General features: G+C 60.6%; 22 protein-coding genes. 4 read left to right on the top strand and 18 right to left on the bottom strand.

The window, feature by feature from the left end; all coding sequences use genetic code 11:
• Window positions 1–74 precede the first annotated feature (74 nt).
• Both THALAR_RS17585 and recR read left to right on the top strand, forming a co-directional pair.
• Window positions 75–419, top strand: coding sequence for a YbaB/EbfC family nucleoid-associated protein (locus THALAR_RS17585; RefSeq protein ID WP_021102956.1), 345 nt, complete (start codon window positions 75–77; stop codon window positions 417–419).
• A gap of 61 nt (window positions 420–480) precedes the next feature.
• Entirely contained in the window at window positions 481–1077 is a 597-nt protein-coding gene (gene recR / locus THALAR_RS17580; RefSeq protein ID WP_021102955.1) for a recombination mediator RecR, read from the top strand.
• Here recR and THALAR_RS17575 read toward each other — a convergent pair.
• From THALAR_RS17575 to fdhF, 12 genes are all read right to left on the bottom strand, one after another.
• The gene (locus THALAR_RS17575; RefSeq protein ID WP_021102954.1) at window positions 1074–2720 is read right to left on the bottom strand and encodes a peptidoglycan-binding protein; all 1647 of its coding nucleotides are present in this window, start codon (window positions 2718–2720) and stop codon (window positions 1074–1076) included. The genes recR and THALAR_RS17575 overlap by 4 nt on opposite strands.
• A gap of 14 nt (window positions 2721–2734) precedes the next feature.
• On the bottom strand, window positions 2735–3889 hold the full coding sequence (locus THALAR_RS17570) for a phenylacetate--CoA ligase family protein (protein ID WP_021102953.1): 1155 nt from the start codon (window positions 3887–3889) through the stop codon (window positions 2735–2737).
• A 36-nt stretch (window positions 3890–3925) separates the two neighbouring features.
• The gene (locus THALAR_RS17565) at window positions 3926–4747 is read right to left on the bottom strand and encodes an ABC transporter ATP-binding protein (RefSeq protein WP_021102952.1); all 822 of its coding nucleotides are present in this window, start codon (window positions 4745–4747) and stop codon (window positions 3926–3928) included.
• 119 nt (window positions 4748–4866) lie between these two features.
• Entirely contained in the window at window positions 4867–6138 is a 1272-nt protein-coding gene (locus THALAR_RS17560; RefSeq protein WP_021102951.1) for an ABC transporter substrate-binding protein, read from the bottom strand.
• A gap of 55 nt (window positions 6139–6193) precedes the next feature.
• A complete protein-coding gene (locus tag THALAR_RS17555; RefSeq protein WP_021102950.1) occupies window positions 6194–7270 on the bottom strand; it encodes a branched-chain amino acid ABC transporter permease in 1077 nt (358 codons plus the stop codon).
• Between the two features lie 41 nt (window positions 7271–7311).
• Window positions 7312–7506: a hypothetical protein gene (locus THALAR_RS17550; RefSeq protein WP_021102949.1), complete on the bottom strand. Its 195-nt coding sequence runs from the start codon at window positions 7504–7506 to the stop codon at window positions 7312–7314.
• A gap of 60 nt (window positions 7507–7566) precedes the next feature.
• Window positions 7567–7809, bottom strand: a complete 243-nt coding sequence (locus tag THALAR_RS17545; RefSeq protein WP_021102948.1) for a hypothetical protein — start codon at window positions 7807–7809, stop codon at window positions 7567–7569.
• A gap of 2 nt (window positions 7810–7811) precedes the next feature.
• The gene (locus tag THALAR_RS17540) at window positions 7812–8798 is read right to left on the bottom strand and encodes a branched-chain amino acid ABC transporter permease (RefSeq protein ID WP_021102947.1); all 987 of its coding nucleotides are present in this window, start codon (window positions 8796–8798) and stop codon (window positions 7812–7814) included.
• Window positions 8799–8818: 20 nt separating this feature from the next.
• Entirely contained in the window at window positions 8819–9364 is a 546-nt protein-coding gene (locus tag THALAR_RS17535; RefSeq protein ID WP_040819196.1) for a hypothetical protein, read from the bottom strand.
• Window positions 9357–10115 carry an ABC transporter ATP-binding protein gene (locus tag THALAR_RS17530; protein ID WP_211264818.1) on the bottom strand — a complete coding sequence of 253 codons (759 nt, stop codon included), beginning with the start codon at window positions 10113–10115 and terminating at the stop codon, window positions 9357–9359. Before THALAR_RS17530 ends, THALAR_RS17535 begins: the two co-directional genes overlap by 8 nt.
• A gap of 151 nt (window positions 10116–10266) precedes the next feature.
• A complete protein-coding gene (locus tag THALAR_RS17525; protein ID WP_021102944.1) occupies window positions 10267–12228 on the bottom strand; it encodes an AMP-binding protein in 1962 nt (653 codons plus the stop codon).
• Between the two features lie 162 nt (window positions 12229–12390).
• Window positions 12391–15156, bottom strand: a complete 2766-nt coding sequence (fdhF, locus tag THALAR_RS17520; RefSeq protein ID WP_021102943.1) for a formate dehydrogenase subunit alpha — start codon at window positions 15154–15156, stop codon at window positions 12391–12393.
• A gap of 169 nt (window positions 15157–15325) precedes the next feature.
• Here fdhF and THALAR_RS17515 point away from each other — a divergent pair, with 169 nt between their 5' ends.
• Window positions 15326–16372 carry a saccharopine dehydrogenase gene (locus THALAR_RS17515; protein WP_040819195.1) on the top strand — a complete coding sequence of 349 codons (1047 nt, stop codon included), beginning with the start codon at window positions 15326–15328 and terminating at the stop codon, window positions 16370–16372.
• On the opposite strand, the gene THALAR_RS17510 is transcribed toward THALAR_RS17515, so the two are convergent.
• The 6 genes from THALAR_RS17510 to THALAR_RS17485 all read right to left on the bottom strand — a co-directional run bounded on the left by THALAR_RS17510 (window position 16369) and on the right by THALAR_RS17485 (window position 21346).
• Window positions 16369–16683 (bottom strand): DUF3775 domain-containing protein, encoded by a 315-nt coding sequence (locus THALAR_RS17510; RefSeq protein ID WP_040819519.1) that lies wholly within the window; start codon window positions 16681–16683, stop codon window positions 16369–16371. The genes THALAR_RS17515 and THALAR_RS17510 overlap by 4 nt on opposite strands.
• A 78-nt stretch (window positions 16684–16761) precedes the next feature.
• The gene (locus tag THALAR_RS17505) at window positions 16762–17493 is read right to left on the bottom strand and encodes an SDR family NAD(P)-dependent oxidoreductase (protein ID WP_021102940.1); all 732 of its coding nucleotides are present in this window, start codon (window positions 17491–17493) and stop codon (window positions 16762–16764) included.
• Window positions 17490–18053, bottom strand: coding sequence for a DUF3833 domain-containing protein (locus THALAR_RS17500; protein WP_021102939.1), 564 nt, complete (start codon window positions 18051–18053; stop codon window positions 17490–17492). Before THALAR_RS17500 ends, THALAR_RS17505 begins: the two co-directional genes overlap by 4 nt.
• 1 nt (window position 18054) lies before the next feature.
• On the bottom strand, window positions 18055–19296 hold the full coding sequence (locus tag THALAR_RS17495; protein WP_021102938.1) for an MFS transporter: 1242 nt from the start codon (window positions 19294–19296) through the stop codon (window positions 18055–18057).
• Window positions 19296–20054, bottom strand: coding sequence for a DUF1365 domain-containing protein (locus THALAR_RS17490; RefSeq protein WP_021102937.1), 759 nt, complete (start codon window positions 20052–20054; stop codon window positions 19296–19298). The genes THALAR_RS17495 and THALAR_RS17490 overlap by 1 nt, the downstream gene beginning before the upstream one ends.
• A complete protein-coding gene (locus THALAR_RS17485; protein ID WP_040819190.1) occupies window positions 20051–21346 on the bottom strand; it encodes an NAD(P)/FAD-dependent oxidoreductase in 1296 nt (431 codons plus the stop codon). Before THALAR_RS17485 ends, THALAR_RS17490 begins: the two co-directional genes overlap by 4 nt.
• Window positions 21347–21586: 240 nt before the next feature.
• On the opposite strand from THALAR_RS17485, the gene THALAR_RS17480 reads away from it, so the two are divergent.
• The gene (locus THALAR_RS17480; RefSeq protein WP_322786919.1) at window positions 21587–22111 is read left to right on the top strand and encodes a sigma-70 family RNA polymerase sigma factor; all 525 of its coding nucleotides are present in this window, start codon (window positions 21587–21589) and stop codon (window positions 22109–22111) included.
• The last annotated feature ends 6 nt before the right edge of the window (window positions 22112–22117 follow it).

Genomic DNA, 22117 nt, shown 5'->3' with positions numbered 1-22117 from the left:
ATAGCCGCTTGTCGCCCCCATATGGGGTCTGTCATAACCACCCCAAACACATTTTCTCAACTGGAGACACTCAGATGCTCAAAGGACTAGGCAGCCTCGGCGATATGGCCGGAATGATGAAAAAAGCCAAGGAAATGCAGGAAAAGATGACCCAGATGCAGGAGGACCTGCAAAAGATCGAGGTGCAGGGCGAAAGCGGCGCCGGTCTGGTCAAGGCCACCGCCACGGCCAAAGGCATCCTCACCGGCCTTGATATCGACCCGTCGATCTTTCACCCCGACGAAAAGGAAGTTGTCGAAGACCTGATCCTCGCCGCCATCAAGGACGCCCAAAACAAGGCCGCCGAAAAGGCCGAGGCCGAACTGGGCAAAATCACCGAAGAAATGGGCATCCCCGCCGGCACGAAAATGCCGTTCTGACCATCATTGCTTCAAAAATACCTCCGCCGGAGGCTCCGACCGCAGCAAAAGGCGCGAACGTTTGAGTAGCACAAAAGATATCGACGCCTTGATTGCGATGATGGCCAAGCTGCCCGGGCTTGGCCCCCGCTCTGCGCGTCGTGCGGTGCTGCACATGATCAAGAAACGCGCGCTGCTGATGACGCCCCTGTCCGACAGCTTGCAAAAAGTCGCCGCCACCGCGCGGGAATGCGTCACTTGCGGAAATATCGGCACATCGGAGGTCTGCGACATCTGCACCTCCGAAAAACGCGCCAATGGCGAGATCTGCGTGGTCGAGGACGTGGCCGACCTCTGGGCGATGGAACGCTCCGGCGTCTTCAAGGGCCGCTACCACGTGCTGGGCGGCACGTTGTCCGCGCTCGACGCCATAGGCCCGGAAGAGTTGCGTATTCCAAAGCTAATGGCCCGCATGGCGGACGAGAATATCACCGAAGTGATCCTCGCGCTAAACGCGACAATCGACGGCCAGACAACTGCGCACTACATCGCCGGAGAGCTTGAAACACGCGGCGTCAAAGTCACCTCGCTTGCCCAAGGCGTCCCCATCGGCGGAGAGCTGGACTATCTCGACGACGGCACCATCTCCGCCGCCCTCAAGGCCCGCAAAGCGCTTTAGCGCAGCACCGAATCTGCCAATAGCCGCACCACCGTCTGCTGGTTCAAAAACCCCGTGCGCGTCAGGTTGCGCGCCTCCTGATAGCGCCGGATTGCACGGCGGGTGTCGTCGTCGAACACCCCGTCCACTGCACCCGGTTTCAGCCCCAGCGCTTCCAGCCGCCCTTCAACCAGCTTCCGCGTGGTGTCGTTCAGCCCCAGCCGCTCCTCATTGCGCTGCGCCGCGTCCAAAGCCTCGGCGTTGTCCGCCTCAAACTTCAGCTCCGCAATCTTTGCGCGGGCCTGCTCGACAAACGCCCCCTCAGAGTTCGCCTGCACATAGCCTTCATAGGCGGCAAGCGAGCCCACGGACTCCGCCGCATCCCAATCCGCACGATCCTGCTCCGCAGCATCCGCACGACGGGCTTCCTCGAACGGCTCCAGCCGCTGCGTCGCAATCTCCGCGAACACGCCGTCAGGGTAGCGTTCCAGATAAGCCCGCAACCCCGTCTCGTCGCCGCCTTGCCCGGTCGCGCGCCAATAGGCGCGGTCCTTGCGCTCGATCTCGATCTTGCGCTTCTCCGCTTCGGCTTCCAACTCCAGCGCGCGGCGGTCGGCCTGTGCCCCCAGCCGCTCGATCTGCGCCTGCGTCAGGAAACCTGTGGCGTCCTCGCCATTGACGTTCTGCCAGGCCCTGATCGCCCCCCGTGATCCCGGTCCGAAAATCCCGTCGATGCCCTTGGGGTCGTAATCCAGCAAAGACAGCGCCCGCTGGATTTCCCGTCGCCGGTCGCGGCTCAGGCGCAACGCCTCTTCGTTCTGCTCCGCCAGCACCAGAGGCTGCGCCTTGATGCGGTCAATCGCGCCCCGCGCGTCACCAACGAACAGCCCATCCGGATGCCGCTTCAGATACGCCTCATAAGCATCCAGCGTGCCAATATCCTGCGTCACCTGCCAAAACGCTTTCTGCTCCGCATCCGGGTCCGCTTTCGGCACCTCCGGCGGCGCCGCGCCATCTCCGGGCAGAAACGCCACCAAAGGCGCCATAAATCCGGAACCTTGCAACGACGGCCAAGCATTCAAAGCGTTGGCAATCGACTGCCCCTTCACGGTCAACGCATCGGTCGCAAAATCCACCACGTCGCCCGCAGGACCAGTCACCAGGGCCACCCCCTGCGACACGTCCACCTCATCCAAACCCGCGCTCACACCCGCGCCATACTCAAATTCAGCGTCCTCGGTCCCTAGCGTCACAACCGCCCCACCGGGCGCGCGCGCCGCTATCTCCATCAGCACATCCAACGGCACCGCCTGAGTACCCATGGCCACCAAATCCGGCTCATCCGCATCCGCGCCCAAAAACCAGTTCCCGCTCAAACTTTTCCCGAAATGCCCCGCCAAGGCGATCACGACCCGCCCCGTCCCGTCCACTTTTGCGTTCAGTTCCGACACCAGACTCGCCAGCGCCTCGGCGCTCAGATCCGCGCCGCTCAACACCTCGAACCCCGCTTCTTCCAGCGGAGCCACCGCGTCCAGCATCCGGCCTGCGTCGCTCAGGTCACTGCCGTTGGCATAGTCCGCGTTGCCCACGACAAGCGCCACATCCGCTGCCCAGACTGGCACCGACATCATCAACAAAGCGGCTATGCTGGCACGAAATCTCATGGCGAATTCCTTATCTAGTCGTAGCTGCGCTGGTCCTCGATCACGAGCCCATCGTTGGGCAGGCTGCCCACAGGAACAACCTCCACCGTGCCTTTTAGTTTCAACACATCCACGACCGATGCCGCATAGGTCTCCGCATCGCCACCATCGGCCTCGATCAGAACCCGCATCACGTCCATCTCGCCGTCGCGGGACGCAACAACCCGCGCCCGCGCAATCTCCGGATGCTTGGCCACGAGGTCAGCCACCTGTTCAGGCCGCACGAACATCCCCTTGATCTTGGTCGTCTGATCCGCGCGGCCCATCCAGCCCTTGATGCGCATATTCGTCCGCCCACAGGGCGACACACCCGACATCACCGCGCTCATATCGCCCGTGCCAAACCGGATCAGCGGATAATCAGGGTTGAGCGAGGTCACAACGATCTCCCCCACTTGGCCCTCGGCCACAGGGTCGCCCGTGCCGGGCGTCACGATCTCCACGATGACGCCCTCATCGACAATCATGCCTTCCATGGCTTCCGACTCGTAGGCGACATGCCCCAGATCGGCGGTGGCATAGCATTGCAGGCAGGAAATCCCGCGATCCGCATAGGCCTGCCGCAGGGACGGGAACAACGCTCCCGCCGACACCGCCGCCTTGGTGAAGCCCAAGACTTCGCCAATCTCGTCGGCCTTCTCCAAGATTACGTTCAGATAGTCCGGCGTCCCGGCATAGGTGGTCGCGCCCACGTCCTTGGCCGCCCGCACCTGCAACTCCGTCTGTCCGGTGCCAGCCGGTAAAACCCGCGCGCCCACGGCCCGCGCGCCATTCTCGAACATCATCCCCGCAGGTGTCAGGTGGTAGCCAAAACAGTTCTGCACCACGTCCGCAGACCCAATCCCGCAGGCATGCAAAAACCGCCCGAAGCGCCACCAGTCATGGGAAACCCCGCCCGGCTCGTAAATCGGCCCCGGCGATTGAAACACATGCGCCACATCGCCCACATGCATCCCCCCGAAAGGCGGCTCAGCCTTCTGCTTCGCCGACAACTCCGATTTGCGCAAAACCGGCAAACCCGCCAACTCCGCCAAGCTGCCCAGTTTCACCCCAAGCGCCTGCAAAGCCGCCACATGAGTCGCTTCGCGCGCATCCGCGCTGCGGGTCTCCAGATCGTCATAGAATCCCACGTCACGTCTCCATTTGGTTAAAAATACTCGAAAAAGCTACGACAGCCACCGCTTGCGACGCCGGTAGCTGCGCACATCGCGGAACGACTTGCGCCCCTCATCCGACATGCCAAGGTAGAACTCCTTCACGTCCGGGTTCTCCCGCAACTCCGCCGCTGGCCCGTCCATCACCACGCGGCCGCTCTCAAGAATATACCCGTAATGTGCAAAGCGCAGCGCCACGTTGGTGTTCTGCTCGGCCAGCAGGAAAGATACACCTTCCTGTTCGTTCAAAGACTTCACGATACCGAAAATCTCTTCGACCAGTTGCGGGGCCAAGCCCATCGACGGCTCGTCCAGCAGGATCGTTTCCGGCTTGGCCATCATCGCACGGCCAATTGCCACCATCTGCTGTTCCCCGCCCGAGGTATAGCCCGCTTGCGACGTCCGCCGCTCCCGCAGGCGCGGGAAATATGCATAGACCTTCTCCAGATCCTCCGCGATCGCGCCACGCCCGTCAGATCGCGTATAGGCTCCCGTCATCAGGTTCTCTTCAACCGTCAGGTGCTCGAAGCAATGGCGCCCCTCCATCACCTGAATCACACCGCGCTTCACCATGTCGGCGGGGTCCAGCCCCGCCACACGGTCGCCGCGATAGATGATCGAGCCCTTGGTGACCTCCCCCCGCTCCGAATGCAGCAGGTTCGACACCGCCTTCAGCGTCGTCGTCTTGCCCGCGCCATTGCCGCCCAAAAGCGCGGTAATCCCGCGCTGAGCCACTTTCAGGGACACGCCCTTCAGCACCAGAATGACGTGATTGTAAATCACCTCGATGTTGTTGACCTCCAAGAGGGTCTCGGTTTTGGAACCATCCAGCATTTCAACATCCCGTTAAGGTTAACACGGGCCCGCCCCTAACAGGCGCAACCCTATGGTTTCATCTTGGCAAAAATATTCAATCCCCGGCCCGCCACATCAGCGGGCCGGGGAAATAGCTCTTACTTGCAGCCAGGCTCGATGCCGGATTCGGCGGCGAATGCCGCACTATCCTCGTCAACCAACGGCTGGATGACGTCCTGATCCGAGCCTTCATAGCCCGTAATCAGCTTCCATTCTTTCGCCGCATAATCCCACTGCGCCACCGCGCCAAGGCCGTTGCCGCCATGGTTCTCGCACGACACCTTGAATTCGGGGCCGAAGCCGGGAAGACCGATCTCCTCCATCTTGGCCTCGGTCATCTCCAAAGCCTCCATGCCGTCACGCATCATCGCTGGGGTGATGTCGCCGGTGCCGTGGATTTCCTGCGCGGTCTTGGCAGCCTCGGCGGCCAGCATCGCCGCGTACATGCCGCGGTTATACAGGGCCGAGCCCAACTGGTCGCCCGCACCCGCAGCCTTGCCCGCGTCGACCACGTATTTGCGCAGGTCGTCATAGAGCGGGTAGTCGTCGCCAAGGTTGTGGAAGGTCAGCGCCTTGTAGCCGTCGGCGCGGTCACCCGCTGGCAGCACGTCATTCTCCGAGCCGGACCACCAGATGCCGATGAAATTCTCCATCGGGAAGCGGATGTTCGCGGCTTCCTGAATGGCGACCTGATTCATCACGCCCCAGCCATACATGATGACGTTGTCGGGGCGCTGCTGGCGGATTTGCAGCCATTGAGACTTCTGCTCCTGACCGGGGTGATCCACCGGCACCAGCATCAGCTCGAAGCCATGCTTCTTGGACAGCTCCTCCAGCGTGCGGATCGGCTCCTTGCCATAGGCGGAGTTGTGATACACCAGCGCGATTTTCTTCCCGGCGATGTCGCCTTGGCTCATGATGTGGTTGATCGCGTGCGATGCCCCGTCCCAGTAGTTGGCCGGGTAGTTGAACACGTTGGAGAACACTTTGCCGTTCTTCGCCGACGTCCGGCCATAGCCCATCGTGTGCATCGGGATGCCATCCGCGGTCACTTTGGGGATCAGCTGGTAGGTGATGCCGGTCGACAGCGGCTGATACACCAGCGCGCCTTCGCCCTTGGTGGCCTCGTAGCATTCCACACCCTTCTCGGTGTTGTAGCCGGTTTCGCATTCGATCACTTTGGCTGGCACGCCCCCGATGCCGCCATCACGCTCGTTGAGCAGGGTGAAGTAGTCCTGATACCCGTCCGAGAACGGAATTCCGTTCGCCGCATAGGGGCCTGTCCGGTAGCTCAGGTCGGGGAACACGAGGTCCGCCATCACCGGGCTTGCGGCCATAACGGCTGCCGCTGCAATTGCTGTTAGTTTCATCTTCTATATCCTCCCTTGGATCTCATTGTAGGGCGGGGTTCACCCCGCCTCACCGCTAATGCGGAAACGGCCAAAGCCGCAGTTTCTCTTTCGCCAGCCGCCAAAGCTGCGCCAGCCCGTGCGGCTCCAGAATCAGGAACACGATGATCAGGCCACCTGCGACGATAAATTGCAAATGCGCCGCCAGATCGGTGGGCCAGCCCAGCATACCCACGAACACGTTCTTCAGGAACACCGGCAGCAGCACCATGAATGCCGCGCCTGCAAACGAGCCGAAGATCGAGCCCAGCCCGCCGATAATCACCATGAACAGAACCAGAAACGACTTGTCGATCCCGAAGCTCTCGCCCACTTCCGCGGCCCCCAGATAGACGCTGAAGAACAGCGCCCCCGCGATGCCCACGAAGAAGCCCGACACCGCAAAGGCCGACAGCTTGGCCATCATCGGGTTCACCCCGATGATCTCGGCGGCGATGTCCATGTCGCGGATCGCCATCCATTTCCGCCCGATCGAGCCGCGCGTCAGGTTGCGCGCGATCAGCGCCGCCAGTGTCACAAAGACAAGGCAGATCATGTATTTCGCCCACGCCTCGGTATTGGGCCCGGTTACGATGATGCCGAACACGTCCCGCTCCGGCGACGAGATCTGCCCCGAGGCCGAGTAGTTGTAAAACCACGGTACCTTGTTGAACAGCCACACCAGAAAGAACTGCGCGGCCAGCGTCGCCACGGCCAGATAGAACCCCTTAATGCGCAGGGAGGGCAGCCCGAATAGGGTCACGACCCCCGCAGTGATCAACCCCGCCAATGGCACGTGGATCAGCATCGACACTTCTGGAAACGCGGTCATCAGCTTGTAGACGGAATAGGCCCCCACGGCCATGAAGCCCCCGGTGCCGAGGCTGACCTGCCCGCAATAACCCGTCAAAATGTTCAGCCCGATCGCCGCAATCGCGTAGATCAGGAACGGCACGAACACGGCGTTCGCCCAGTAGTCGTTAATGATGAACGGGATGATCAGGAAAGCGACCGCCAGCACCACGTAATAGCGGTAGCGGTCGAACTTGATGGGGAAAGTCTGGCTATCCTCGGGATAGCTTGTCTTGAAATCGCCGGCTTCGCGGTAAAACATGGCTTAGCGCCCTCCTGCTAGAGGGCGCGTCAGCCCGTGTTTCAGTCCTCGACGATCAGTTCGCGCCAGCGTTCCTGCCGCAGCCGCTGCACCGAGGCGTAGCCCACGGCGATGCTCATGCACATCACCACTGCGAAGGCCCACAGGCCGATCCAGGTTTTTGCGGTAATTGCCAGCAACCCGAAGGCCACGGCAAAAGACAGCGCGATGGTCGCCAGTAGTCCGATCATTCTCATGGCACTCTTGCTCCTCTTTTGAGAGGTAACTGCCAGAGAGGGTCATTTGTTCCATCATTATCATTCCGCACTCTCCCGCAAATGCGCCGGCACCCGGTTGCGCGGCTTGGCGTAACCCGTCACCTCGGAGTGGCGCACCAGTTGCAGATAGGTGAACAGCCCGACAGCGGCACCCAGCACGGCAAGACATCCTGCAATCATCATCTGTCCGGTGTTATGCGCCTCCGAGCTCAGCGCCAGATACCCGAAGGCCCAGAAGCCCGACCACGCAACGACATTCAGAATGGCTATGATTTTGCTCATCGTCACACCCTCTCGATGATCTTCTCGCCGAACAGCCCTTGCGGACGGAACACGAGGAATATCAGCGCCAGCACATAGGCGAACCAGTTCTCCGTCGCGCCGCCGATCATCGGGCCGACCAGAAACTCGAACAGCTTCTCCCCCACGCCGATAATGAGGCCCCCGACAATCGCGCCGGGAATGGACGTAAACCCGCCCAGCATCAGCACCGGCAGCGCCTTCAGCGCAATCAGCGACAGCGAGAACTGCACGCCGGACTTGGCACCCCACATGATCCCCGCGACCAGCGCGACGAAGCCTGCGATGGACCAGACCAGCACCCAGATGAAGTTCAGCGAAATCCCTACTGACAAAGCCGCTTGGTGATCGTCCGCCACCGCCCGCAAGGCGCGCCCCTGCTTGGTGTATTGCGAGAACATGATCAGCGCCGCCACCAGCACAATCGCCACAATCGTGGCCGAGATATCGAGGTTGTCGATAAAGAACCCGTAGCCGAAGGCGTTGAACGTGGTCTCGTCGATCCACTCGTTGATGCCCTGCGGCAGCCCCACATCCAGCTTCTTGATGTCGGAGCCCCACATCAGATCGCCCACGCCCTCAAGGAAATAGGCAAGGCCAATGGTCGCCATGAACAGGATAATCGGCTCTTGGTTAACCAGATGCCGGAAGATGTAGCGCTGCACCAGCCATGCAAACAGCACCATGACACATGCGGTCAGAATGATCGCCAGCAGCGCGGGCACATGCCAGCCGAAATGGTGGATCTCCGTCCCGAAGATCGCGTTGATCAGATGGCTGAACGGCACCTGCCCGTCCATGATCCCCACCAGCGTCAGTGCCGCAAACAACGCCATGACGCCCTGCGCGTAGTTGAAGATGCCCGATGCCTTGAAGATCAGCACGAAGCCCAGCGCCACCAGCGCATAAAGCACCCCGGCCATCAGCCCGTTCAGGGTGACTTCTATCGCAAAGAGAAACTGCTCAGGCATGGGTGCCTCCATTCATGGGTTCACGATTCAAGGCCGGTCTCCGATATCAAGTAGAAAACAACATCAGGATCACGCCCTCGCAGCGAACTGTATCGCAGCTTCGGCTCGCGCCATTCTGTGCTGTGGAAGTAAGGGCCAAGCAGCGACTGACCCGCTTTGACATACCGACCTTCCGAAATCTGCGCGTCAAGCCACGCCTCGGACATATCCCAGTCGACTTCCGAGGCCGGGTCGCCGTCTGCCACAATCCCGCAGGCCAGAAATTCCGTCTCGGACGGGTCGATAACCAGCATGGCGACGCGACCGTCCGGCGAGACGAACGTCCGCGCTTCCCGCTCGCGCCCTTCCATGAAACCGTCAAGCGCCTTGGTCGTGCCCGCAGACAAGCCCTCCGTGGTCGGTGACGCGACCTTCCCCATCGGCACCAGACACCGCGTCTCGAACTCTTCCCAGGCCCCCGCCTGTGCACCGGAGCTGGCCAAAAGCACCATCCCTAGCGGTCCGACAAACTGCCCGACACAAAGCCGACGCAAAGCCGACGCTATGCCGACGCCGAATTCAGTCATGCGCCACCCCCAGATAGGCGTCGATCACCTCTTGATTGTTGCGCACCTCATCCGGCGTCCCGTCACCGATCTTCTTGCCGTAATCCATCACCACGACACGATCGCTGAGGTCCATGACCACGCCCATATCATGCTCGATCAGCGCGATGGTCGTTCCAAATTCATCATTAACATCAAGGATAAAGCGGCTCATGTCCTCTTTCTCCTCGACGTTCATCCCCGCCATCGGCTCGTCCAGCAACAACAGCTTCGGCTCCGCCGCCAAAGCCCGCGCCAGCTCTACCCGCTTTTTCAAGCCGTAAGGCAAACGGCCCACAGGGGTCTTGCGAATGGCTTGGATTTCCAGAAAATCAATAATCTTTTCAACAAGTTCCCGATTTTCCGTCTCTTCCTTCTCGGCCTTTCCCTTCCAGATCATCTGGCTCAAAAGCCCGGCTTTCATATGCGTCAACCGGCCCGTCATGACGTTATCCAGAACGCTCATCCCCTCAAACAGGGCGATATTCTGAAAGGTCCGCGCAATCCCCTGCTGCGCAACCTGATAAGGCTTCATCGGGGGGCGCTTCGATCCACGAAACCAGACCTCCCCTTCCTGCGGATTGTAAAACCCCGAAACGACGTTGAGCATCGAAGACTTCCCCGCCCCGTTCGGCCCGATGATAGCGCGGATTTCGCCTTCGTGAATGTCGAACGAGATGTCTTTGATTGCTATCACACCCCCAAAGCGAAGCGTGATATTCTTCATTTCCATCAACGTGCTACCGATCTTTCGACCATCCGCCGTCGTGTAATTCCCGCCACTTATGTCGTTCACGACCGCATCTCCATTTGGTCCCAAATACTCGCGCCGCAGGCCCTATGGGATGGCGGGCGGGGCGAAGATGAAATCGAGCGTCGTACCGTCATTCCGCCGCCACTTTCTGCACGTCGAAGACCTGCGCATCCCGCACTTCCAGCGTCGCTTTGATCGAGCCCTTGCGCCCGTCTTCATAGGTCACTTCCGTCTCGGTCGAGATCGTCGCGGACCCGTCATAAAGCGCTGCAATAATATCTGCGAATTTCTCCTCGATGATCCGGCGTCGCACCTTCAGGGTCCGCGTCAACTCCCCGTCATCGGCATCCAACTGCTTGTGAAGAACCACAAATCTATGCACCTGACAGCCCGACAGCATCGGATCTTGCGCCACGCTGGCGTTCACCTCTTCCACATGGGACTGCATGGTCGCCAGCACCTGCGGGTGCCCGGCCAGTTCCTGATAGCTGGAATAGGCGATGTTGTTGCGCTCCGCCCAGTTACCAACCGCCGTCAGGTCGATATTCAGAAACGCGGTGCAGTAGTCCTTGTTGTTTCCAAAAACCACGGCCTCCAGCACGTTGGGAAAAAACTTCAGTTTGTTTTCAACATATTTCGGCGCAAACAACGAGCCATCGGCCATCTTGCCCACATCCTTGGCGCGGTCGATAATCCGCAAATGCCCGCTGCCCTCCTCGATGAAACCGGCATCGCCAGTGGCCACCCAGCCCTCCGCATCCTTGGTTGATGCGGTGCTTTCATCGTTCTTGAAGTAGCGAACAAACACACCCGGCGAGCGATAAAACACCTCGCCATTATCCGCGATCTTCAACTCGACCCCCGGGCTCGGCACGCCCACGGTGTCAGACCGCACTTCCCCATCAGGCTGCTGCGTGATGAACACCGAGGCTTCGGTCTGCCCATAAAGCTGCTTCAGGTTGATCCCGAGCGAGCGGTAGAAGTCAAAAATCTCCGGCCCAATCGCCTCACCCGCAGTATAGCCGACCCGCACCCGCGAAAATCCCAGTGTGTTCTTCAACGGCCCGTAGACCAGCAACTCTCCGAGCTTATACTTGAGCTTATCGCCAAACCCGACCTCTTTCCCGTCCAGCAGATCCGGACCCACTTTTTTGGCGTGTGCCATAAAATGGTGGAACAGCCATTTTTTGAAACGCCCCGCATCCTCCATCCGGATCATCACGTCGGTCAACTGCGTCTCGAATACGCGGGGAGGGGCGAAATAATAGGTCGGCCCGATCTCGCGCAGATCATGATGCATCGTGGCAGGGCTTTCGGGGCAGTTCACGCAGAACCCCGTCCAGTAGGCTTGACCGATCGAGAAGATAAAATCACCCACCCAAGCCATCGGCAGATAGGCCAGAATCTCGTCGTCATGGCGAAGATGGTCAAACTCTGAGGACGCCTTGGATGTCTCGATAATATTGCGGTTCGACAGCACTACACCCTTGGGCTTGCCTGTCGTCCCCGAAGTATAGAGCATCACGCAGGTGTCGTCGTAAGTCTGCGCATCACGACGCCGGTCCAGCTCGGCGCGATCACCGTCGTCACGGCCTTTTTCCTGCAACAGCTGGTATCTGGTCAACGCGGCGTGGTCGTATTTCCGCAAGCCGCGCGGGTCGAGATAGACCATGTGCTCGATTCCGGGCAGACGGTCATGGACCTCGAACACCTTGTCGATCTGCTCCTGATCCTGCGCAATCACGAAGCGTGCGCCGCAGTGATCGAGCACATAGGCGATCTCGTCCGCGACCGAATCCTGATAGAGCGGCACCGGAACCGCGCCCACCATCTGCGCCGCGACCATGCTCCAATACATATAAGGTCGGTTGCGCCCGATGATGGCGATATGGTCGCCTTCGTTTACGCCAAGTGTCAGAAGCCCAAGCGCAAGCGCTTCGATTTCCTCAGCGGCCTCGGCCCAAGTCCAGCTTTGCCAAATGCCGAACTCTTTCTCGCGATAGGCGGGTTTGTCGCCAAACTCGGCAACATTTCGCGCCAGAAGACGAGGTAACGTATCCAGACCAGCCGAAGCAGATGATGCGTGCGCCAAATTTTTCCTCCCAGTGCCGGAACAACCGACGCGGGGCCTCCTACCCCGTTTCCCAAATACTGGTCGGCGAGCGGGTCTAGGTCAACATTTTTTTTGAACGCTCGTTCAGATAGCGCTATCAAGGGCGCCAACTTGCGCAAGTGGCCGTAAATTATCCGACCTTCATTCCGCCGCTACCGTCTTTTCGACCACCTCTACCTTCACAGCCGAGAACTTAAACTCGGGAATCTTGCCATAGGGATCAACCGCCGGGTTGGTCAGGATATTCGCAGCCGCCTCCACGTAGGCAAAGGGCAGGAATACCATGTCCGGAGCGACCGCGCGGTCGGAGCGCGCCATCACCCTGATCGAGCCGCGCCGGGTGGTCAGGCGCAGCAGGCCGCCCGGCTCCACGCCCAGCTTGCGCAGGGTGGAGGGATGCAGGGAACAGTTCGCCTCCGGCTCCATCGCGTCCAGCACTGTGGCGCGGCGCGTCATGGAGCCGGTGTGCCAATGCTCCAACTGGCGGCCCGTTATCAAGATCATCGGATATTCGTCATCGGGTGTCTCGTCCGGCGCGATAATGCTTGCGGGGGTGAACTTCGCCCGCCCGTCCGCGCGCGGGAAGCCGTCGCCAAACACGATGGCCTGACCGGGGTCTTCCGGTGACAGCGACGGGTAGGTCACGACGTTCTCTGCCATCAGACGATCCCATGTGATGTTGTCGAGCGACGGCATGTTCTGCTTCATCTCGGCAAACACTTCGGCGGGGTCGGCATAGTCCCAGCCAAGCCCGAGACGCTTGGCCAGTTCGACCTCGATCCACCAGTCTTCCTTCGCGTCGCCAGGTGGCGGCACCGCTGGCCTGCCCATCTGAACCTGCCGGTTGGTGTTGGTGACCGTGCCCGATTTCTCCGCAAAGGCGGAGGCGGGCAGGATCACATCCGCGAAATTCGCGGTCTCGGTCAGGAAAATGTCTTGCACGACCAGATGATCCAACTTGGCCAACGCGTCGCGGGCGTGTTCCACGTCGGGGTCGGACATCGCCGGGTTCTCGCCAAGGATATACATCGACTTGATGTCGCCGTCGTGAACCGCGTCCAGGATCTCGGTGACCGTCAGACCCTTCTCGGCACTGAAGTCGTCCGAACCCCAGACACTGGTAAAGGCAGAGCGGACACCGTCATCCGTGACACTTTGGTAGTCGGGCAGGAACATCGGAATCAGCCCCGCATCGGACGCGCCTTGTACGTTGTTTTGCCCCCGCAGCGGGTGAAGACCGCTGCCCGGGCGGCCTATCTGGCCTGTCATCAACGCCAGCGAAATCAGGCAGCGCGAATTGTCGGTGCCGTGGATGTGTTGGGACACACCCATGCCCCAGAAAATCATGGCTGCTTTCGCGCCTGCGAAGGTCCGCGCCACGTCGCGCAGAACCTCCGGCTCAATGCCGCAAATCTTGCTCATTTTTTCGGGCGTGAAGTCCGCCAGATGGGCCTTTTCTGCCTCCCAGTTCTCGGTATAGGCGTCGATATATTGCTTGTCGTAGAGACCTTCCTCCACGATCACATGCATGATCGCGTTCAGCATGGATACATCCGCGCCGGGGCGGAATTGCAGCATGTGGGACGCATGGCGGCGCAGGCCAACCCCGCGCGGGTCCATCACGATCAGCTTGCCGCCGCGTTTGGCGAACTGCTTGAAATAGGTGGCAGCGACGGGGTGGTTTTCGACGGGGTTCGCACCGATGACGATGGCCACATCGGCGTTCTCGATCTCGTTGAAGGTCGCAGTCACCGCGCCGGAGCCCACGTTTTCCAACAGCGCCGCAACGGAGGATGCGTGGCACAGACGGGTGCAGTGGTCGACATTGTTATGCCCGAAACCCTGCCGGATGATTTTCTGGAACAGGTAGGCTTCCTCGTTCGTGCATTTGGCGGAACCGAAGCCTGCAACCTCCCGACCGCGGCCTTTCATGCCCTTCGCAGCGAAATCCAGCGCCTCGTCCCATGTCGCCTCTCGGAAGACCTCCTGCCAGTTGTCGGGGTCGACGTTCAGACCCTTGGCAGGTGCGTCGTCGCGGCGGATCAGCGGTTTGGTCAGCCGGTGGTCGTGGTGGATGTAGTCAAAGCCGAAACGGCCTTTGACGCAGAGACGCCCCTCATTCGCAGGACCGTTGATGCCATCCACATATTTTACGCGCCCGTCTTTGACCTTCAAAGACACCTGACAGCCGACGCCACAGAACGGGCAGATGCTATCGACCTCTGAATCGTAGTCCTTGCTGTCGCCGACTTGGTTTTCGTCCGTCACAGTTGCAGGCATCAGCGCGCCGGTGGGGCATGCTTGCACGCATTCGCCGCAAGCGACACAGGTGCTGTCGCCCATCGGGTCCGCGAAATCAAAGGTCGGATAAGTGTCGTGCCCACGCCCCGACATGCCGATCACATCATTGACCTGCACTTCGCGGCAGGCGCGGACACACAATCCGCACTGTATGCAGGCGTCCAGGTTCACCGACATGGCCACATGGCTGTCGTCGAGCAGCGGGATGCGGCCTGCTTCCAGCTTCGGAAAGCGGCTTTCAGACACGCCCTGCATCGCTGCCATGTCCCAAAGGTGGGCCGATTTGTCATGCGCCACATCCTGCGCGGGCTGGTCGGCGACCAGCATTTCCATGACCATCTTGCGGGCAGCTTCGGCGCGGTCGGAATTCGTCGTGACGACCATCCCGTCGGCAGGCTCACGAATGCAGGAGGCAGCCAAGACGCGCTCGCCCTCGATCTCGACCATGCAGGCGCGGCAGTTGCCATCAGGCCGGTAGCCGGGCGCAGGTTTGTGGCACAGATGGGGGATCACCAGACCGCGACCATTGGCGACTTCCCAAATAGTCTCGCCCGCTTGAGCCTCTACCTGCTCGCCGTCGAGCGTGAATTTGATCGTGTCGGTCATTGGCGCGTCTCCCTACGTGGGCCAAGTTAAACCATCGCGCCGCAGATTTCAGAGTTTCATGCGCGACCTCAAACACTGTGTTTGCGTCAGCACGTTTCCAATCGGCGCGGGGTGGCGCGTATTGGCGGCCTCGCGTAAGTCTAAGCATAACATGGGAAAGGGAGCGATGATGACACATCTTTGGGTTCGGGCAGAGAGCCGTGACCACGAGCAGAGGGTCGGCGTGACGCCCGAGGGCGTGAAGGCACTGATGGACGCAGGCCTGAAGGTCACGGTCGAAAAAAGTATCTCCCGCGCGATCGGGATCGACGGTTACGCCGCCACCGGCTGCGATATTGCGCCGGAGGGTAGCTGGCCCGATGCCCCGCGCGACGCAATCATCTTCGGCCTGAAGGAACTGCCCGAGGACGGCACACCCCTGCCGCATCGCCACATCATGTTCGGCCACGCCTACAAGGGCCAGCCCTCTGGCCGGATACTACTGGACCGCTTCAAGGCTGGCGGTGGCACGCTCTACGATCTGGAATACCTCGTTGGCGAGGATGGTCGTCGCGTCGCCGCGTTCGGCTATTGGGCGGGGTTCGCGGGGGCTGCGGTCAGCCTTTTGTGCTGGATCGCGCAGCAACGGGGCGGCATCGCGGACCCTGTCGGGGTCTACAGATCCTCCGAAGCCATGCAGAGCGATTTGCGCAAACGCCTCGCACCGCTTGGCGGCACGCGACCCTCAGCGCTGATTATCGGCGCGTTAGGGCGCGTCGGCACGGGCGGCGCAGACTTGTGCGACGCCATGGGCGTGCCCGTCACCAAATGGGACATGGCCGAGACCGCCAGCGGCGGCCCTTTCCCCGAGGTGCTGGAGCATGACATTTTCCTGAACTGCATCCTCGCCCGCGAGGGCACGCCCGTTTTCGTGCCAGCCTCAACCAAAACGGCAGAGCGGAAGTTGTCGGTCATCGGGGATATTGCCTGCGACCCTGATAGCGATTTCTCACCCATCAAGGTCTATGACCGCGTCACCACTTGGGACGCTCCGGCGCTTAGAGTTCACGACGATCCGGTGCTGGACGTGACAGCCATCGACAACCTGCCGTCGATGCTGCCGGTGGAGTCCTCCGAGGACTTCGCAAGCCAGCTATTGCCAAGCCTGCTTACCTTGGGCGAAATCGACAAGGGCGTCTGGGGCCGCGCCAAAGCGACGTTCGACAAGCATATCTAAAGCAGGTCTTCTTCCGCGTCGGACAGGTCGTAGCCCATCATCTCCGCGCCGTTTTCCAGATGGTCGGCAAGGTGGGGGATGCCCAGCAGGTAGTCTTCCGTCGGGGTGATCTTTTCCTGCCGCGCGGTCATCAGTGCCTCGTCCCAATCGCCGGAGTCGAAACTGCCGCGCCCGATCCACATCAGCGCAACCAACTCGGCCTGCTCATCCTCGTTCAACCCGTCGATAAAGGCGCGCAATTCGTTCTCGGCGCGGTCCATCTCATGGGCGAACAGGACCACCTGCGCGACCTTGTGTAGGGAAATCTCCATCTGCATTGCTCCTGTCCTTGCGGCTCCACACTAGGGGGCAACCTAGCGGTGTCCCATGACATGGATCAATCCCGATTTTCAGGAGAATATGCGGTAATAAATCCAGTCCGGCAGGAACTGGCTGCCCCTGAACACAAGGCTAAACAGCGTGGGGAAACTACGCTTAAAGCCGCCGGACTTCATGTGGTCGAAGACGATCTGCGCGGCCTCTTCCGGCTCCATGATGAACGGCATGTTGAAGTCGTTCTTGTCGGTCAGCTGGGTCTTGATGAAGCCCGGATTGATAACCTGCACGTCCACGCCGGTTTTGCGCAGGTCGGCATACATGCACTCGGCCAAGCTCATCGTGGCGGCCTTGCTGGCAGTGTAGCCGATGGAGCCGGGCAGACCCCGAAACCCCGTAAGACTGGAGGTGATGACGATATGCCCGCGATCCCGTTTGACCATATCGGGCACCACCTGCCCCAGCACCCGCGCGGTGCCGGTGAAGTTGATGTCGCACATCGCGTTGACCTGATCCGCGTCCCATTCCTTAGCCCCTTGCGGCCAGTAGACGCCCGCCAGATGCACGTAGCCGTCTATTTCGCCGACCTCTTTGGCCGCGCGGATCACGTCGTCATTGTCGGACACGTCTAGGGTAACATAGGACGCCTTTTCCCCCAGTTCCGATACCGCCTGTTTCAGGTCGTCTTCGCTGCGCGCGGACAGCACGACCTCCGCCCCGGCTGCGACCAGTTTGTCCGCGAGCGCACGGCCCAAGCCGGCGGACGCGCCTACCAGCCAGTAGCGTTTTCCATCAAATGATCTCACGCTGCCTCTTTCTTTCTCATCGTGGCGACAAGCTCCGCCACCTTGATCCCGTATTTACGAAACTGGCTGCGGTTCATGATGGTTCCGTTTTCGACCAGATACATCCAGTCCACCGCGTCCAGCTCGTACCCGCCGGAGCTTTCGGGCAGTCTGATCCGGTAATTCAGCATCACGGCAGGGCCCTGCTGCATACCCGTTCCAAGACCAACCACGTCATCAGCTTCCGCCTTGATCGACCCGTCATTGCCGAGCGTCAGCGTCCACTGGCGCTGTTGCCGGTCGCCGCAGTCGTAGAAGAACTCCTCGCGCATCACGCCGACATTTCCTGTCCACTGCACATCCATATCGGCCACGAAGCGCGACGTGACCTTGCCGGTCGGGCCGTAGATCATCCCCTCGCACAGGATGGGGCCGCTCAGATGGGTGCGCAGGTCAAAGGCTGGCCCCTTATCGGCGAAATTAGCGGGACGTTGGCCAAGGAAGGAGAATTTGCGCGACCAGATAACAACCAAGGTCGTCGTCATCAGCATGCCCAAGACCGTAAAGCCCAGCATTTCCATATCATTCCTCCTTCAATGGGGTTGCCAGCAGCAAGCCGATGGCAACCAGTTTCAGTGCGCACGGCACCAGTGCGTAGAGAACGGTTAGTGTCGTCAGCGCGATCTGGGGGTTATCCTCTGCGCCCGTATTGAAGCCCTGCGCTTCCAAGACAGGCAGCAAGATGGCCGCAGCAAAGGCCAGCGTGAATTTGCTGACCAAGGACCACAGCCCGAAACCCTGCCCGCCGTTTGGCGAAATCACTGCCATGCGCCGCGAGAATAGTGCGGGAAGCAAGGTCAGGTCGGCACCGATCGTTGCGCCGGATGCGATGCAGATGACGGCGAATATCCAGACGTCTCCCTGCCCCAGAAACATGACGCAACCGAAGGACGCGATGGCCATGATCATCGCCAGCAGCAACGCCCGCTTCTCGCCCCACGCCGTCGCAAGTCGCGCCCAAACCGGCGCGGACGCCGCCGCTGCGAGGAAGAACAGGACCAAGAGCGGCCCCTCCCACCCCGGCGCGCCGAGGCGGATTTCGACGTAGAACAGGAACAGCGTCGACGACACCGCCAGCGGCGTTGCGTTGACCAACGCCAGTAGCAACAATCGTCTTGCGGTCGTGTCTTTCAGGATTATCCCGACGGGTGTCGGGTCATGCTCAACCCGCCCTGACCATTCCGGTGCCATCAGGAAGGCCGCGATGATGGTGACGCCTGCGAAACCCGCAGCAAAAGCTGCGAACGGCGCAGCCACCAAACCGTCCAGAAGCGTCGGTGTCACCGCGGCGACGCATACACCGAGTAGCGCCCCAGTTTCACGCCACGCCGCCACGCGCGTATGCCCGCCCGATATGCTCCCCGCCTTGGACACCCCTTGAGCGTAGAAGTTGATCGTCAGAAAGCTGAACGCGGTGAACAGCCCTGTGATGGTCAACCCGAACCACCAAAGCGGCGCTATCGGCGGCGCTACGCCGAACAGCCCCACCATCGACAGGGCCAACACCGCAGCCCCCGCCGCGACCGCCAGTTTGCGCAAAGCGCCAAGGCGTTCGCTGATCCAGCCAAGCACAGGGTCTTGCACCACGTCGAACAGCCGCAGGGCGAACAGCACCGCGGCCAAGGCCGCAAGGCTGACGCCATAGGTGTCCGCGTAGTATTTCGGAGCGTAGATATAGATCGGCAGCCCCGCCCCGGATAGCACCGCCGCAAACAACGAGTAGGCGGCGAGCCTATCGCCGCCCTTGGGCAAGGCCGCCTCCATCACCGCGAGACCTTTTCGGCGGGCGGCTCCGAGTGGGACCGAAACTTGGCACCTTTCCACCACAGTTTCAGCGCTTGCCAGTGGATCAACCCCAACACGCGGCGCGACCCGAACGGGCGGCGCAGACAAGCCCGCAGGATCGAGCGGTTCGTCAGCGGCGCACGCTTGCCTGTCAGCGTCGCCAGCAACCCGCCGTTGCCCACGGTGAGGTCGATCCAGACGCCGACTTTGTCGCCTGTGAAGTCAAAGCGGAAGGTGTAGCTGCCCTCCACCGGCTGGAACGGCGAGACGTAGAAAATCTTGCGTGCGGTCAGGGTGTCAGAGGGCTTGATGACGCGGTGGTCGTCGTGGAAGCATAGATAGCAATGCCGGTCGCCATAAGTGTTGGATACCTCGGGGATGACTGCGCGTAGACCGCCTTCTGCATCGAAGCCGAGCCAAAAACTGACAGGGTTGAACACATGCCCAAGAACGCGCGGCTGGGCGAGCAGTTCTATGCGGTTGATGACGTCCCCTAGCCCTTGCATCTCCAGAACCTCCCGCGCCCATGTCAGGCCCGCGCCTTGCCCTGGCTCCCCGCCGTGGTCGCTGTCATGCAGCGACACGAGGTTGCCCTTGTTGCGCGAGAACAGAGCGGGAAGCGCCGCTGCCTTGGACGGGTCAAGCAGCACGTAGTCCACGCCGTATCGGAACGCGTTTTCAATCGCCCCCTTGCGACCGTGATAGGTCACGCCTTCGATATGGCTGATCCCGCTCACGCCGCCGCGACCGCGTCGAGCCGCGATGTCATTGCCTGCGCCACATCGACAGCGCTGGACAGCCCGTCCTCGTGAAAGCCGTTCTTCATCCACGCGCCACAGAACCAAGTGCGGTTGGTGCCATTGTTCGCCGCAATCACGTCCTGCGCCTTCAACGCAGCCACGTCATAGACGGGGTGGTGAAACGTCTTGGTATCGTAAATCAGATCCTCGCGGATTGTGCGCGTCGAATTCAGCGTTACAAATAGCGGGTCATCCTGCGGAATAGATTGCAGCGAGTTCATCCAATAGGTCAGGTCAATCTTGTCCGAGGACTTGTCCTTGTCCTCGCAATACACCCAGCTTGCCCAGACCTTGCGGCGCTTTGGCATCATGGACGTGTCCGCGTGCAAAACCGCCTCGTTGGGTTGATAGCGTATGGCGCCCAATGCGGATTTCTCGGTGATGGACGCATCCGACAACATTGCAAGGCTCTGGTCGGAATGCGACGCGAACACCACCTCGTCGAACTGCTCGGCCAAGCCGCCCATTGGGGTCACTTCCACATGGCTTGGCGCACGGGTCACCGACTTGATTGGCGCGCCCAGCCGGATGTCGACGCCTTGGGCCTTCATCCGGGCTTCCAGCTTTGCCACATACTGCATTGAGCCACCCTTGACCGTCCGCCACTGGTGCTGACCGGAATAACCCAGCAACGCATGATTTTTCATGAATCGGATCATGGCTTGGGCGGGAAAGGCCTCCATCCGCTCAATCGGCGTGGACCATATGGCGCCGGTAAAGGGCAACAAATACTTGTCGCGGAACCACGAGCCCGTGCCAAGCTGGCCCAGCATCTCCGAGATCGAGATATCGGGGTCGTTGGCCACATCAGCAGCACGGGCGTTGAACCGCACAATATCGCGGATCATGCGCAGAAAACGGGGGTCCACTGCATTCCGTCGCTGCGCAAATATCGCGTCGATGCTGTGCAACCCGTATTCCAGCTTGCCGCCACCGATGGAGGCACCAAAACTCATATTGCTGTTGACCGTCTCGACGCCCAACTCGTTGAACAGCTTAACCAGATGCGGGTAGTTCACGTCGTTGTAGACGATAAAGCCCGTGTCCACCGGCTGGTCACCGCGCTTTCCGGCCACGATTGTGCGGGCATGACCGCCCAGACGCGGCTCCGCCTCGAACAACGTGACGTGGTGCGATTTAGACAGCATATTCGCCGCCCCCATTCCGGATACTCCCGCCCCGATCACGGCAATACGCTTCGGGGCTATAGTCATGGGTTCGAACGGCATTTCGGGTCTCCAGCACAAGTAATCGCATTCAAGAAGGATTACGCGAAACTTTGCTCACTGGATCAAACTCTGCGAAGTGATCCAAACCAAATGGGCGTACGTAGAAGGTTCATGTTGACGGCGGACACGACTATTGACGAATTTAGGCCTACACCGATAGCGGTGCGCAAATCGGCGCGCCGCACGGATGATGTCAGAGAGGCTCGAATAAAGACTGTGTCCACCAAGGAACAAGAAGACTTGCGACTGGTCGAGTGCGTTCTGCTCATTCGCGACACCCAGGACAAAGGGGCGTTTGCAGAGCTGTTCAGGCACTTCGCGCCGCGCGTGAAAGGCTTTCTGATAAAGTCAGGGGCCGACGCGTCGATGGCGGAAGAATGCGCACAGGACGTCATGGCGACGCTGTGGCATAAGGCGCATCTGTTCGACCCGACGCGGGCCAGCGTGAGTACATGGGTGTTCACTATCGCCCGCAACCGGCGGATCGACATGATCCGCAAGCAGCGCCGGCCAGAGCCGGACGAATTGACATGGGGCCCAGAGCCGGAGCCGGATGCGGCCGACGTGATGGAGCTTCAACAGGAAAGCACCCGTTTGGTTCAGGCCCTGTCTGAACTGCCGGATAAACAGAGGGATTTGATCCAGAAGGCCTATTTCGGCGATTTGTCGCATAGCGAAATCGCGGACGAGACCGGGCTGCCACTGGGCACAATCAAATCGAGGATTAGATTGGCGCTTGAAAAGTTACGCCACGCAATGAAGTGAAACGGT

This window comes from Litoreibacter arenae DSM 19593 (genome assembly GCF_000442275.2).
Classification (GTDB): Bacteria; Pseudomonadota; Alphaproteobacteria; order Rhodobacterales; family Rhodobacteraceae; genus Litoreibacter; species Litoreibacter arenae.
This window is presented reverse-complemented; position numbering and strand designations above follow the sequence as displayed.